The 13,801-nt window shown below is 50.5% G+C and carries 14 protein-coding genes; 5 read left to right on the top strand and 9 right to left on the bottom strand.

Annotation, left to right across the window (positions count from 1 at the left end; all coding sequences use genetic code 11):
- Positions 1-177: 177 nt before the first annotated feature.
- The 5 genes from M0R33_RS21340 to amoA all read right to left on the bottom strand — a co-directional run bounded on the left by M0R33_RS21340 (position 178) and on the right by amoA (position 5,446).
- Positions 178-1,119 carry a hypothetical protein gene (locus M0R33_RS21340; RefSeq protein ID WP_292573986.1) on the bottom strand — a complete coding sequence of 314 codons (942 nt, stop codon included), beginning with the start codon at positions 1,117-1,119 and terminating at the stop codon, positions 178-180.
- A 296-nt stretch (positions 1,120-1,415) separates the two neighbouring features.
- Complete coding sequence (locus M0R33_RS21335) at positions 1,416-2,633, bottom strand: MFS transporter (protein ID WP_292573985.1); 1,218 nt, start codon at positions 2,631-2,633, stop codon at positions 1,416-1,418.
- 19 nt (positions 2,634-2,652) lie between these two features.
- Entirely contained in the window at positions 2,653-3,426 is a 774-nt protein-coding gene (gene amoC, locus M0R33_RS21330) for a bacterial ammonia monooxygenase, subunit AmoC (RefSeq protein ID WP_292573984.1), read from the bottom strand.
- 16 nt (positions 3,427-3,442) lie between these two features.
- Positions 3,443-4,681 carry a bacterial ammonia monooxygenase, subunit AmoB gene (gene amoB / locus M0R33_RS21325; protein ID WP_292573983.1) on the bottom strand — a complete coding sequence of 413 codons (1,239 nt, stop codon included), beginning with the start codon at positions 4,679-4,681 and terminating at the stop codon, positions 3,443-3,445.
- A 12-nt stretch (positions 4,682-4,693) separates the two neighbouring features.
- Positions 4,694-5,446, bottom strand: a complete 753-nt coding sequence (gene amoA / locus M0R33_RS21320) for a bacterial ammonia monooxygenase, subunit AmoA (protein ID WP_292573982.1) — start codon at positions 5,444-5,446, stop codon at positions 4,694-4,696.
- Between the two features lie 250 nt (positions 5,447-5,696).
- On the opposite strand from amoA, the gene M0R33_RS21315 reads away from it, so the two are divergent.
- Entirely contained in the window at positions 5,697-6,632 is a 936-nt protein-coding gene (locus M0R33_RS21315) for a LysR family transcriptional regulator (protein WP_292573981.1), read from the top strand.
- Here the strand turns inward: M0R33_RS21315 and M0R33_RS21310 are convergent.
- The 4 genes from M0R33_RS21310 to ppgK all read right to left on the bottom strand — a co-directional run bounded on the left by M0R33_RS21310 (position 6,629) and on the right by ppgK (position 10,454).
- Positions 6,629-7,720 carry an L-dopachrome tautomerase-related protein gene (locus M0R33_RS21310; RefSeq protein ID WP_292573980.1) on the bottom strand — a complete coding sequence of 364 codons (1,092 nt, stop codon included), beginning with the start codon at positions 7,718-7,720 and terminating at the stop codon, positions 6,629-6,631. The genes M0R33_RS21315 and M0R33_RS21310 overlap by 4 nt on opposite strands.
- Positions 7,721-8,229: 509 nt before the next feature.
- Positions 8,230-9,027 (bottom strand): ABC transporter permease, encoded by a 798-nt coding sequence (locus M0R33_RS21305; protein ID WP_292573979.1) that lies wholly within the window; start codon positions 9,025-9,027, stop codon positions 8,230-8,232.
- A 1-nt stretch (position 9,028) separates the two neighbouring features.
- Positions 9,029-9,676, bottom strand: a complete 648-nt coding sequence (locus tag M0R33_RS21300) for an ABC transporter ATP-binding protein (RefSeq protein WP_292573978.1) — start codon at positions 9,674-9,676, stop codon at positions 9,029-9,031.
- A gap of 37 nt (positions 9,677-9,713) precedes the next feature.
- The gene (ppgK, locus tag M0R33_RS21295) at positions 9,714-10,454 is read right to left on the bottom strand and encodes a polyphosphate--glucose phosphotransferase (protein ID WP_292573977.1); all 741 of its coding nucleotides are present in this window, start codon (positions 10,452-10,454) and stop codon (positions 9,714-9,716) included.
- 123 nt (positions 10,455-10,577) lie between these two features.
- On the opposite strand from ppgK, the gene M0R33_RS21290 reads away from it, so the two are divergent.
- From M0R33_RS21290 to M0R33_RS21275, 4 genes are all read left to right on the top strand, one after another.
- Entirely contained in the window at positions 10,578-12,023 is a 1,446-nt protein-coding gene (locus M0R33_RS21290; protein WP_292573976.1) for an ATP-binding protein, read from the top strand.
- Positions 12,023-12,721, top strand: coding sequence for a response regulator (locus tag M0R33_RS21285; protein WP_292573990.1), 699 nt, complete (start codon positions 12,023-12,025; stop codon positions 12,719-12,721). Before M0R33_RS21290 ends, M0R33_RS21285 begins: the two co-directional genes overlap by 1 nt.
- Before the next feature lie 113 nt (positions 12,722-12,834).
- Positions 12,835-13,173 carry a hypothetical protein gene (locus M0R33_RS21280; protein ID WP_292573975.1) on the top strand — a complete coding sequence of 113 codons (339 nt, stop codon included), beginning with the start codon at positions 12,835-12,837 and terminating at the stop codon, positions 13,171-13,173.
- A gap of 85 nt (positions 13,174-13,258) precedes the next feature.
- Positions 13,259-13,717, top strand: coding sequence for a DUF6515 family protein (locus M0R33_RS21275; RefSeq protein WP_292573974.1), 459 nt, complete (start codon positions 13,259-13,261; stop codon positions 13,715-13,717).
- Positions 13,718-13,801 lie beyond the last annotated feature (84 nt).

The raw sequence follows: 13,801 nt of genomic DNA, 5'->3' as shown, positions 1-13,801 counted from the left end.
CGTAAAGGTCTCGCCACCAAAAAAATCCATCTGAATTGAGTTCACTGCAGAGTATGGTAATAAACCATGAATGTCAATTGTAAGGCCTGACCCCATTAGTTTACATTAGTTTATTTGACCCCATTAGTTTGCAGATTTGGTGCGGTAAATCATGCACCGGTAAATGTTTAAGCGCGGTTAATTGAAAGTAACCAGTTCAGTGCATTTTTGTTTAGCTGCTGCAGGAGCATAGATGAAGTCCTTAATTTCATCTTCCTGGGTGCTTGGATATAACTTGTCTTTTTCCATTTCCCAACGCATCTTAAAATAAGTAAGAAACAGCTCAGACATATTCCAGTGATCAGATTCGAAGAGTTCCTGAGTCCCAAGTTTTATCTCGGTTTCCCAATGAAGATAAGGCATTTTTGATACCGGCTCTGTCAGGTAAAAACTGTTAAATACTTCCACTTTTCTGGATTCCTTACGGATAATAATAAACAGCGGTAGGCTTGGCAGGCCGTCGTAGACGAAAACACCCAGAGAACCTGTTACGGTGTCGTTGATGCGGCTGATCACATCTTCCAGCGAGACTTTGAATAATTTGGAATATTCATTGAATTCTTGCGGATTAAAGCCATTGGTTTCCTGGGCGCGTAACTCACCACTTCTGCTATCAGATTTTAAAATTAGCATTCTGAAATGTACGCCGGTTTTTATTGCATTTTCCAGTTCCCGTGATTTATTCTTGAAACGAGGATCGAAGGTTATCAGCCAATAGACATAATCCCCCGGCTTTAGTCCTTGCATAATCTGGCTAAAATCGAATTCTTTATTGGTAATTCCCAAGAATCCCCTTTTAACGGAATTTATTAAAACGCTATCGACATATTGTCCCAGCGTATCGCGTAAACGTATTTCTGCTTCTTTATGTTCTTCAGCCGAGATAAACCAATGATGAAAATAACCGGCTGAAACGATCACTGATATAAATAAACCAAACTCAGAAATGATTTTGAATACCCATTCATATTCTTGGTATGCAGGATTATGAGCTAGCCCCTCAAATAATTTATAAAGGGTAAATCCGCCAAAAACCATCACCAGCGCTAACAGCCATTTAAGTTTTATTGTTGTGGTCATGATCATTCCTTATATTTGGTAAAGGGTATCTCTAAGTATCCTCCTGTGTTGAAGCCTTGCCAATACGCCAAATGGCAGGTGTTGATTCCTGTGTGAGAGTCTCCCAAAGTACGGCTTCCAATTCAGCCACATCATCGGGCATAAAGTGTGTGGACTGGGCTCGGGCAATCCAAACGTCAAACGTTGATCAGTAACTGTTACACATATTGCTAACGGTGCGTTAAGTTCATAGGGTTCGAGCGTTGAATATACAAAAAGTTAGCCTGTTTTGCTCGCGTATGTAATTCAATAGCGGATTATTCGCGAATTCTTGTGACAATCAGCATCGCTAATAATGCAAATGCGCCCGAGCAAATAAAAGCCAGGTTGTAATTACTGAATAGGCTATGTAGATAACCTGCAAGATAGGCGGCAGCGGCCGCGCCGATTTGATGCGCACAGCAAATCCAGCCAAACACCACGCCAACATTGCGCCTGCCGAACAAGTCGGCGGTTAAGGTCGACGTCACCGGCACCGTGGACAGCCAGTTCAAGCCGTAAATCACTGAAAACAGCATCAACTGCTCGGTGGATTCAACATAAGGCAAGCCGATCAATGACAGGCCGCGTAGCGCGTAATAAAAAGCCAGCAGTTTGCGATGGTTGAAACGATCGCACAGCCAGCCGGAGAATAGGGTTCCAACAATGTCGGTCGCGCCCATCAATCCTAGTGACATCGCCATGGTCATTTCGGTAAAGCCGTGCTCGATACCATGCGGTATCAGATGGGTTTGAAATAGACCGGACGTCGTAAAGCCGCAGATCGCAAAGCTTATGGCAAGCAGCCAAAACGGGCTTCGAACGACGACATCACGCATGGCACTCACGTCATCCGACAGTTTGGAATGTTCTATGGCTTGAGCACCCGAAGCACTTAGGCCTTTTTGGCCGGGTTCGTCCGCCAATAACCATACAGCCAGCGGCAACACGAGTATCCCCAACAGACCCGCTAAAATCAGCAGCGCCGGCCGCCAGCCGAAATCGGTGTTGATCTGCATCGCCAACGGCGTAAAGATCAGCTGTCCGGAAGAAAAAGCGGCACCCAGGACGCCTAGCGCCAAGCCGCGTCTTTCCCGAAACCAGCGGTTTACCAATGCCGAACCGAGCACAATGGACGTACCGCCGGAACCTATCCCGGCGATCAAGCCCCATAGACAATAGAACTGCCAGAGTTGGTCCATCAACGCACAAGCACCGGCGGCCAGGGCTAATAGCGCAATGCTGATGACGCAAACCCGCTTCGGACCGTAGATATCCATCCATCGACCCAGCCATGGTCCGGAAAACCCAAACACCAGTAAATTGACCGATACCGCACCGCTGATCGCTGGCCGGCTCCAACCGAATTCCTGTTCCAGTCCCAGCATCAAGATGCCGGGCAAACCACGGAGCGCGGCGGCGACAAACAAACACAGGAAGGTCACCGCCAATACGATCCAGGCATAATTCACACGGCGGGGTGCGCTAAGTATCATGGAAACACTCATGATGGACTTAGTCGGCGTCTTCGATTTTATCCAGCAGTTCAATCAACCGAGTAACCCCTTGCAACAAAATGCCGCCGACGCCCAAGGCGAACCAAACGCCGATCACAAATCCCCAATGAATTGGCGCGGCGAAGAATTCCTCTCTAAACCAGAAGGTATGCCCCCATTCGTTAAAGCCGACACTGACCAAAATCATGAACGGTCCAAACACCGCCAGGGTCAACGGCAGCGAGATGCCTTTGGCATACAATGGCAGGCGAGTTCTGGCATACAGCCAGGCACAACCGCCCAGGATCACATACAGCGGGAAGTTAAAGTAAAACTCGATGATGTGATTGGCGGTAAATGGCGTATCGCGGATTGCCACCTGATGCCAGGAGTTGTCCTGTTCGGCAAAATAACTACCCGCCCAATAGACGGCGAAGGTGTAAATGCTGATCCACATCGTCAACGTGAAATAGCGGCGAATTTCTTCCTTGGGTTCCAGTTGATCCAAATTCCGGTCGCGCGTGGTCCATAAGTAACCCCAAATGCCGCTGGCGACGGCAGCGATAACCGCCAGTTCAATATAAAACAGCCGCATCCAATATTGCTCGAAGGCAGGTTCGCTGGAATCCAAACCGTGCGCTACGGCAAAGGCGCCCTGATACAAGCGCAAGCTAACGTAGATAACGGTTAATAGGCCAAAGCCCTTTAAATATTTGGGTAGGTCGATCAAATACCAAGGCAATGATTTGGGGGTTTCGGTACTTAAGCTAACGTGTTCTGTCGTGGTAGCCATGATTGTTGCTCCTGAATTAAATGAATTTGGGAATGACGGCGGCGGAAATGCTGGAGATATAACGTTTCCCCATCACGTCGTCGTAAAGAAACAGCAAGCCGCCCAAACGGGAATCAGCATCTCGGATCAGACCGTCCAGCCTCTCCGACTCCCAGGCTGCATCGCGCACTTCAATGGTGACAGAGCGTTGCTCGCCGGGCGCGATCGATGTATTGTTATCCAAGGTCAGGCCATTGTTGCTGACATCATCCTTGCGATGGATATAACCGACATTGGACACATCGGCATTCAGGAAATGCACGTTAGAAGTGGCGAATTCGCCAATCCGCACCGCGCCTTGGCTACGGTTATCGACCTTTACCTGCAATACCATCGCGCGCTTAGATACGTTGTATTCCGCTTTCAGGGTGTCGACATTCACGGTGCCGGCATTGACTTGCGCCGGTAACGGCAGAATCTGATCCAAGCCGGCTTGCAGCGGAATGACATCCGGATAACGATTGGCGGTGACGCTATTCAGCACCAATACCAAGATCGGTACGCCGACTAACACCAACTTGGCAATCCACTTATCCTGTGGCGTAATCAGTTCATGTTCCAAGCCGGCATCCAACATGCGGTAACGGCTGATAAACAAGGGCCGCCGCACCCACCATAACAGCCAGGCGGCCGCCAATGCCCCCCAAAACAGGTGCCAGAACACACCATTGGCAAAGCCGAAGCTCTCCATATCGATCAATTCACCGTTAATGGTTTTAATGGTATTGGTAAAATCGCCGGGATCGCCGCCGATTTCCAGCCAAACGCCGGGGCCCATAACTTGGCCGGCATCTTTCAGATTAAAGAAAGGGTGAATGTGATAGCGCCCTGGCAAACGGCCTTTTAGGACCACCTTAAAGTCATAGTCGCCGCCCGGTTGCAAGGCCACCGAATTGGTCCAGGGCTTGCCGTTCAGATACCGTTCGGTGCGAATCAGTACCGGCCCTGGTGTGGATATATTTAAAAAAGCGGCTTCCGGCTTTGGTACGCTGATAGGCCAATCTTCGGCGACATGAAACTTGCCGCTGACACTGACTTCATCGTTGACGTTAAATTTTTGCGTGGACCATTGCACGTCGTACCACTGAATAGTCCGCATCCTGATGAAGGGTTCCAGGGCTTTTTCGCCATGAGCCAAGGCGGACGACATGGGCAAACCGGACAATACTGTGAGAGCGATAAAGGCTAACAGCCAAGTTTTAAATTGCGTTTTCATGTTGGCTGCTCCTTAAATTTTGGCCAGGTAACGGGTGCTGGCAAACCACTTGCCGATATGCCACCACAGCGGATACATCAGTGAACACAGCAGCGCCGAACAGAATGCCGACAGCGGCGTCGCATACTGGCCGTAAGTGCGTAAAGTGCCGCGTTCGATGATGCGCAAATATTCCGGCATCCCGGTGCGGATGTATTGAAAACCAAACAAATCGGCAATGGTGAGCTGGCTATTGGCCACTTCGACCGGTTGGTGAAACATGCCGAAGATCGGCCAGTTGGTGGGGTAAAACAGCAAGGCAAACGCAGCACCGCCAAAAATTGAGGTGATGGTCAGGCTGTTGGTGAGCATCAACAAGGTGTCCAATACCAATGCGCCGGGCACCATGGTCGCCGGCAATACCATGTTGATAGGAAAAAAATTCCAATAGTGATAGGCAAATACGCGGGCAACCCAAGTGCCTAGCAATAACGCGGCGACGCATAGCGTAGCTCCCATCGGTAAACGGAACTTATCCCACAATACGGCTTGCACGGCGGCCGGAAAGGTAATGCCGATTAACGGTGTCACCAACGGCCACCATTGTCTGTCCTTCCAATCGACCCAAAAATCCCAATCGCCGACGGTCAAGGCAAAATGCAGGTGAAATGAACCAATGAATAAAAACAGTGCCAGGACCAGGATAAGATAATCGTAAGCCCTGACTAATCGGGCTTTCTCGCCTCGATAGGGTTTAAACGTTGAAATTGGAATTTGCGCGGACATAGTAGATTCTCCCATCATGTCTTATAGTGAACGACAGTCGTCGCATGATCATTTGGGCGCGTCGCCCACCGCTGGTAACCCTTGGGGGGAAGTTCAAACCTTTTTGGCTAGTCGACGCGCTCGCTGTATAAGGTAGAGAGAATGCGTCCGCTTGTTAAATGTATAAGTTTCATCCCGCTATCAGGACTGTTCATGCCGGAGCTTCAGAAATTTGGTTACCATGAAGTCTGTTTTTCAGTGAGGATTGAATATGTCCAATCTCCGCAACTTCGATCTGAACCTATTGTTGGCTTTCGATGTATTAATGCAGGAACGCAATGTCACCCGTGCGGCAGAGCGCATGTTCGTCACGCAGTCGGCGATGAGTCATACTCTGCATCGTTTACGCCAGCAATTGGATGATCCGCTACTGGTCAAAACCCCAGGCGGCATGCAGCCGACCGATAGAGCCGTGGCTTTAGTGGCGCCCGTGCGGGGTCTGCTGCTGGAAATGGAAAGACTACTGGAACCGCCGCAAGCTTTCGATCCGGCATCCAGCCAACGCCGCTTTACGATTGCCGCCACCGATTACATGGAATTTTTGCTGTTACCGGCGTTATCCCGTTTGATCGAGCAAGCCGCACCCGGCGTCGACATCCATATCAAACGAACCGAATCGGTGTTTCCAGTGACGCAATTGGAAAATGGCAGTTTGGACGTGGTGCTAGGCTTCTCTTCGGTTTTGGAGCCACCAACCCAGTTATGTTGCGAACATTTGTTTGTCGATATGATGGCCTGTGTGGTGCGTGAAGAGCATCCTAAAATCCGTGATGCGCCCTCATTGAATGAATATTTGGCAGCAGCACACATGCTGATTTCACGTACCGGCAGTCAGGTTGGTTTAATCGATGCCAAACTGGCAGAACTGGGGCTGGAGCGGCGCATCAATTTGATCGTGCCGCATTTTTTATCGGCACCGTTAATCGTGGCGGAAACCGATATGATATTGTCCTTACCTTATCGATTGGCTGCGCAATTTCGGAAACTGGTGGCACTGAATATTTTGCCGGTACCGCTCAATCTACCGAACTACGATTTGGCGATGATTTGGCATCCGTTGCGGGAGAAAGACCCGGCCCATTGCTGGCTGCGCGAACAGATCATGACAATAGGCCGAGGCATAGCTTCTAATGCAATTGTGCTTTAGCGGCCCGGCAGACCAGTCGCCAAGGCTTTCACCTGCAACAGATAGTAGGGCGGTTTGGATTGCGCATCGCCGCCGTTGAGGGTTGCCGAACGATGCAGGCGATTGACCACGGCATACAGTCCGTCAGGGCCAAAGCTAAGTGAATCGACCCAGGACAGTCTGGGACATTGTGCCAGCTGCCGATATTTACGATCCTTACCGATCACGCCGATGGCATTGTTGGCTAGATCGCCCAGATAGATATTGTTATTTTTATCGATGCTGATACCGTCCGAGATCGGTTTGCCACTATAGCGTTCCACGCGACTGGCTAGCTGTTGTGCTGTTAAAGACTCGTTGATCAAATCAGCGGCTTTAACCCGATACAGACTCAAGCCATGCATCGGACCGAAATAGACCCATTCGTTAGCCAAATCCTCGGTGATGGGATTGACACCAATATGCGGCCTCACCAATTCACCCGTCGGCGTTTTAACTTGAATCGGCACGTTGTCGATGATGAGGTCTACGTTTTCCGGTACAACGCTGGTATGTCCTTCCAACACCCGCCGCGCCGCGCCGGTGTAGAGATTGACTACAATCAATGCCGCATTGCCGCCACCGGCCGGATCGCTGATGAAGGCATGATTGTGCGTGGCATCCAGCGCAAAATCGTTAACAAAAGCGTCCTTGGGCGCAATCGGCGTTGGCAAATAAATCAGTCGATGCAATTTATCAGTCTTGGTATTCCAGCCGACCAACTTGGGTGTCACACCGCTACGCATGCCGTTATCCAGCATCCACACCGTGCCGTTGGCATCCGAGCGTATACCCAACACCGAATCGAGCTTGATAATCGCAGTCGAATCGGCCGCCGACCATTCGTGATTGGGAAAAGGGATTAGCTTGTGGTCCGTGTATTCCACTACGGAGTATTGCGGTTGATAAAACTGATGTTGGCTCATCACAATTCGGCCATTGGCTGTTGCCGTGACATTGCCCGGCCCGGTATCCAATTCGGCCAATACATCAAAGTGTGAGTTGCCGTCCGCAAAGGCTTGCGAACTTACCAGCATTATTGCGATACCCAATTTTCTAAGTGTTTTCATGGCCGTTCCCGTAAGTTAACTAACTGGGCACACAATACTCAAGGGCTAGTATTGCGTGAAATGAAGTTTATTAATGGTGCCATCGACAGAATTGATGAAACGCCAAGCGGGTGAAAATAAACAAGGAAATCGGTTTGCTTTCGCAAACTGTGTATCTTCATGCTGGGTGCCATCATCGACCTTAGATTGTTAAGCAAGCCATAGCTAACGGACTATATCTATATATTCGTGTATCAGTGAAACCGAGATCTGAAAACATTATAGTTTTATGGGCGCTGTAAAATATGTACGTCTGCTAAATCCAACACAGAGGACACATAATTGATGTGTTTAATTGGGCAATCACAGCCTGGTATTGGCCGAGTCCAGCCTCACACGACTCAACGTTGCTTACCGGATAGCTGTCATTCGCTGAGCATACGGATGTAAAATTTCGCCGGCATCCACTACAGCAACGGATTAGGGCCTAACCAGGACTTTTAAATCCATCGGCGTCAACGGCAGCTATATCAGCGATTGCAGTCGGCAAACAACTGTTCATTTAACATGTCGAAATCGTTAAAGGCGATGGGCAGGCTTAATTTCAGATTGATGATGGTGGCCAGCGTGGTGCTGGTAAAAATGCAGATCATGATGGCGATTTGGTATTTCACCGCTATCCAGGGATCGCTGCCGCCCAGGATTTGTCCGGTCATCATGCCGGGCAGCGATACCAAGCCCATGGTGGCCATATTGGCTATGCTCGGATTAATGGCGGCTTTGACGGCTTGGCGAAAATACGGCAGCAACGCTTCCCAGCGGCTAGCGCCCAGCATTAAATAGGTGGTGTATTCGTTTTGGTTTTTGCGGACCGCCGAAAAAAAACGTTCCAGGGCAATGACATTGCCTTGCATGCAATTGCCCAGAATCATGCCGGCCAAGGGCACGATGTAGCGTGCATCGTAAAAATGCGCCGGTTGAATAATCAACACCACCAGATAGGCCGTGGATAGCAGGATGCTGACGGCAACGGCGGTAAAGCAGGACAGCAGAAAATAACGCACTCTGAGTCCGGCCCGGCGCAATATGCTGAAATCCGCCACGATCAACATAATCAAGATCCAGGCAGCGTTTAACCAGGGGTGGTTTAAGGTAAACAAGGTCTTGATATAAATTCCCACCAGCCCTAATTGCAGGGTCATGCGCAATATGCTCAGACCTATATCCCGGCTCAATTGGGCGCCTATCAACCACAGCAACGACCAAGGCAGCAAGCAAAGCCCATACAGCAAGGCCATGCGCGCTAGCGATATATCCAGGGTTTCCATGTCACCTCGTTTGGGTCAGTCGCCCGGCATGCATTTCAAACACAGGCTGGCTACGTTCCAGCCATTCGGTGTCGTGAGCGACTGCCAGCACCGTCAGTTGCGGGTCGGCAAAGACCTCGAATACCGCTTGTTTGCTTTCCTGATCCAAGGCGCTGGTCACTTCGTCCAGCAGGTAAACGGTTTTATCCAATAACAGGCCGCGCGCCAAGGTTAGCCTTTGTTTTTCGCCGCCAGAGATGCCGGCGCAGTCCCGGCTTAATAGTTCGGTAGGTAACTGCAGCCGTTGCAACACCTGTTTCAGCTGGTGATCCGAGGGCTGCAGGTGGCGATGGGATTTGAATTGAAACGGCAGCAACAGCGCATTGCGAACCGTGTCGGCGCCGAGTATCGGCTCCTGACCGATGTAAGCGGTGCAACGGCGTACGCTTTGCACCGATTTTGAGGTTAACGGCTGGCTATCGAAATAAATTTTACCTGCCGCCAGACTGTACATGCCCAGCAGGGTTTTTAGAATAGTGCTTTTTCCGGAGCCGGATTTGCCGCACAACACCGCCTTTTCGCCCGCTCTTAGGGTAAAACTGACTTGGGTAAGCAGGGTTTTGTCCTGAACAGTGACGCTGACCTCATCGAATCGAATAATGTCGGACATTGCACTGACGGCTTTTTCCCGAAAAACGCGGCTATAGTTAAAGTTTGGTTTTTGCAAACAGGGCCGCACCCACTATGCCGGCCTGGTTTAAAAAGGCGGCGGTCTTAACCGGTGCTTCCACTTTGAGTTGTTCCTTGAATTTGTCGAACTTTTTACTGGCGCCGCCGCCCAGAATAATCAAGTCGGGCCAAAACAGGTTTTCCATCAAAGTCAGATAGGCGTTGAAGCGGTTGCCCCAGGATTTCCAGCCCAAGTCTTCAATTTTGCGCACGGCATCCGAGGCGTAATGTTCGGCCTCCATGCCATTATCCAGATATACGTGGCCTAGTTCGGTATTGGGTATTAAATGTCCATCCGTGAAAAGGGCGGAGCCCAAGCCGGTGCCTATGGTTACCAATAACACCACGCCGGATTGATTCGCGCCTTCGCCGAATTGCATTTCAGCCATGCCGGCGGCGTCGGCGTCATTGACGCAAGAACACGGGCAGTTGGTGGCTTCTGAAAATAGTGCATCGATATCGGTATCTATGAATGCTTTGGAAATATTCGATGCCGTTCTGGCCACGCCGTGCTGAATGGCGGCCGGAAAGCCGCAGCCGACCGGGCCGGTCCAGTTAAAATGCAGAACCAGTTGGGCTAAAACGGCTGCCACCGCTTCCGGGGTGGCGGGTTGGGGCGTCTCGATTCTATGCCGCTCTGTTATCAATTCACCTGTTGCCGTATTGACAACGGCACCTTTAATGCCCGAACCACCTATATCCACGCCGAGAATATGCATAAAATGCCCTGAAAATTTATGTTGACGCTGCATTTTAGGCCAACTGCAGGCCGTCTGGCATTAATTTCATAGTTTTTGCACAGTTGCAGTTCATAATGATGGGCAAAATCGTTGAGTAATGCCGTGCGCCAATCCATTCGTGTCAAATTATTTCTGACCTTTCTGTTGACTACCCTGCTGGTGGTGGCCGGCATGTATTTATTTATGCGCTGGTCGTTGGATAGGGGCTTTAATGAATGGGTTGAGTCGCGGCAACATGAGCGGGTCGAAAACTTGGTTGAGGCCTTGGGCGACTATTATGCCGATGCCGGCGGTTGGACGCCTTTGGCGGTTAATAAGCGACAATGGATAGAATTGCTGGTGCAATCCGATAGTCACCGGCACCGACATCCACCTTTTTGGATGAATAAGGCTTTAGCTGGTCCCGTCGATCGCTGGCCGCCCGATGTCGACGAGGAACTTGAGCGCAAACGGCACTTTATTCCTTTGGAAATGCGCGTGATGTTATTGGCCGCGGACCGGTCGATCATTTTTGGGCGGATGGAGCGGTTGCCGGAATTGACGCTACAGCCGATCCAACATCAGGGCCAAGTGGTCGGTTATTTGGGCCTGTTGCCTGGCCGGGCGGACAACCAGATTGGCGACTTGCGGTTTATGGAGCGGCAAACCCAAGCATTCGCCTGGATTGCCTTGTTGATGGTCGTGCTTTCCGCCTTGTTGGCGATGCTGCTGGCTTATCTGTTGGGCAGGCCTATCAAACGTATTGCCGAAGCTACCAAACAATTGGGCAAGGGCGTTTACGCCATCCGCTTACCGGTTGAATCCGGAGACGAATTGGGCCAATTGGCGCGCGATTTTAATGACATGGCCGCGGCGCTGGAACAGTCTGAACAGGCCAGGCGGCGTTGGGTGGCCGATATTTCGCATGAATTGCGCACGCCCTTGTCGGTTTTGCGCGGCGAACTGGAGGCCTTGCAGGACGGGATTCGGCCTATGATTCCGGAAGCTATCGATTCGTTATTGGCCGATGTGATGCGCTTGAATCGTTTGACGGAGGATTTGTATCAACTGGCTTTGTCCGATCAAGGCGCATTGACGTATCGAAAGGCCATGATAGAACCGCTGCAGGTTTTAAAGGCGGATTTGGCGACGCTAGCGCCGGAGTTTGCCGCCAAACACTTGCAGGTCGAGGTGATCAATTCGGGCCAAAATGCGGCTAGCCTGTATGCCGATGCCGATCGTTTGTCGCAACTGTTTCGAAATTTGCTAAAAAATAGTCTCAACTATAGCGATAGCGGCGGCAAAATTGTGATCAGGGTATCGAATCACGCGGAAAAGTTAATCATCAGCATTGCCGATAGCGCGCCCGGCGTGGCTGAACAGGAACTGGATAAATTATTCGAGCGGTTTTATCGAGTCGAAAGTTCGCGGAATAGAAACCACGGCGGTGCCGGGCTCGGTCTGGCAATATGCAGTAATGTTGTGGCGGCGCATAACGGCAGTATCCGGGCGCAGGCTTCGGAGCTGGGCGGGCTGGCCATTGTGATTGAATTTCCTTTAGCAAAATGATGACACGGATTAACCGCATTCTAATTGTCGAAGACGAACAAAAACTCGCCAAGTTGGCAGCGGATTATTTGCAGAATGCCGGCTTCGCCACCGATATATTGAGTCACGGCGATACGGTGCTGCCTTGGGTCAAGCAGCAGCATCCGGATCTGATGTTGCTGGATTTAATGTTGCCCGGTCGCGACGGTTTGTCGATATGCCGGGAAATTCGTGGCTTTAGTCAGCTGCCCATCATCATGGTTACCGCGCGCGTCGAGGAAATCGACCGCTTGCTGGGCCTGGAAATGGGTGCCGACGACTATATCTGCAAGCCCTATAGCCCCAGGGAAATGGTGGCCCGGGTCAAAGCGGTGTTGCGCCGCTTACAGCCGCAAGCAAGCCCGGAGAACCATGCCGATCTATTGGCGCTGGATGGTAATAGCTTCAGGGTCATGGCCGAAGGGCGAGAAATCGAGTTGACAGCGGTGGAATTTCAGTTATTGCAAACCTTATACCGGCAACCCGGGCATATATTTTCCCGTTCCAAATTGATGGATCTGGTGTATCCGGACCAGCGTATCGTTTCCGATCGCACCATAGATAGCCATATTAAGAAACTCCGCAAAAAATTGACGGAACTGTTGCCCGGCCAGGAGCTGGTGCATTCGGTGTATGGCGCCGGGTACCGTTACGACAGGCAACCGGCAAGCCAAGATTAACTTGCACAATCTTTCCTCAATTGCTCCCTATTGTTTGCGATTTTCATTGTTAGAGTAGAACTCGAAAACGGAGAAAAGCCGTTTCGCTTCCCTTAACTAATGAGAGATTGATCATGAACAAAAAAATCATCACCATCGTATTGGCTTTAGCGCTTCCTTTAACCGTGGCAGCCTTCCCAGGCGGACATGACGGCGATTTTAAAGGCCATAAGGGCGACAGAGTCGAACGTTTAGCCAAGAAATTGGATTTAAGCACCGAGCAAAAAGAGCAGTTGAAGCAGGTCTTTGATGAACAACAGGCCAAGCGCGAAGCGCTGCGTCAGGAAACCGATCAGCGTATGCAGACTGTATTGAATCCTGAGCAGATGGCGAAGTTTGAAGAACTCAAAAAGCAGCGCCACGAAAAATGGCAAAAACGCCATCAAGAAAGAAAAGATCGATCAGACGATTAATACGGAATAGTCCGGTTAATCAAAAATTGCGGCGCAACCAAGGCGCCGCAATTTAAAACCAATAGCGTGTGTTAAGGAGTCTGTTATGAACAAGCTTAATATCAAATATATTTTGGGTATCGGTTTGCTGGTCATGTTGAGCCAGCACAGTGCTGTCGCCGACGATTGGCGGAACTCTCGGCATGACGGGCATGGTGCAACACGGTGGCAACAAAATCCTGTTTCGCACCAGTCCGATTATCGTCATGAAAAGCGCAATTACAATCCGGGTCACGCCGTTATACCCATTCCCAGAGGCTATTCCAGAGTGTACGCCAACGCGGGCGAATACTTTTATTCCAATGGATCGTTTTATCGGCCTTCCCGGCATGGCTACGTTGCCGTCACCGCACCGATAGGCGCTGTGATTGGTCATTTGCCCCGCTTTAATCGCGTGAGCTATGCACGGGGCTTGCCTTACTACGTGGCCGGCAATACGTTTTTTCGCAGACACGCCAACGGCTATGTGGTGGTAGCGAATCCAGGCAGGGGACATCGGCATTAACATTTGCATAACTCGGGTTTACACCGGGAATTCCGGCGAATTATCTTTAATCGATAGCTATTTTGGAATGACTGGGGCAGATAA

The sequence above is a fragment of the Methylomonas sp. genome (assembly GCF_023228165.1).
GTDB lineage: Bacteria > Pseudomonadota > Gammaproteobacteria > Methylococcales > Methylomonadaceae > Methylomonas.
The sequence above is the reverse complement of the archived record's forward strand: the minus strand, read 5'-3'. Positions and strand labels throughout refer to the sequence as shown.

Bases quoted from the DNA above. Each gene is read 5' to 3' on its own strand.
- M0R33_RS21340 (WP_292573986.1), bottom strand. From the start codon at position 1,119: ATGACCACAACAATAAAACTTAAATGGCTGTTAGCGCTGGTGATGGTT.
- M0R33_RS21335 (WP_292573985.1), bottom strand. From the start codon at position 2,633: ATGATACTTAGCGCACCCCGCCGTGTGAATTATGCCTGGATCGTATTG.
- amoC (WP_292573984.1), bottom strand. From the start codon at position 3,426: ATGGCTACCACGACAGAACACGTTAGCTTAAGTACCGAAACCCCCAAA.
- amoB (WP_292573983.1), bottom strand. From the start codon at position 4,681: ATGAAAACGCAATTTAAAACTTGGCTGTTAGCCTTTATCGCTCTCACA.
- amoA (WP_292573982.1), bottom strand. From the start codon at position 5,446: ATGTCCGCGCAAATTCCAATTTCAACGTTTAAACCCTATCGAGGCGAG.
- M0R33_RS21315 (WP_292573981.1), top strand. From the start codon at position 5,697: ATGTCCAATCTCCGCAACTTCGATCTGAACCTATTGTTGGCTTTCGAT.
- M0R33_RS21310 (WP_292573980.1), bottom strand. From the start codon at position 7,720: ATGAAAACACTTAGAAAATTGGGTATCGCAATAATGCTGGTAAGTTCG.
- M0R33_RS21305 (WP_292573979.1), bottom strand. From the start codon at position 9,027: ATGGAAACCCTGGATATATCGCTAGCGCGCATGGCCTTGCTGTATGGG.
- M0R33_RS21300 (WP_292573978.1), bottom strand. From the start codon at position 9,676: ATGTCCGACATTATTCGATTCGATGAGGTCAGCGTCACTGTTCAGGAC.
- ppgK (WP_292573977.1), bottom strand. From the start codon at position 10,454: ATGCATATTCTCGGCGTGGATATAGGTGGTTCGGGCATTAAAGGTGCC.
- M0R33_RS21285 (WP_292573990.1), top strand. From the start codon at position 12,023: ATGACACGGATTAACCGCATTCTAATTGTCGAAGACGAACAAAAACTC.
- M0R33_RS21280 (WP_292573975.1), top strand. From the start codon at position 12,835: ATGAACAAAAAAATCATCACCATCGTATTGGCTTTAGCGCTTCCTTTA.
- M0R33_RS21275 (WP_292573974.1), top strand. From the start codon at position 13,259: ATGAACAAGCTTAATATCAAATATATTTTGGGTATCGGTTTGCTGGTC.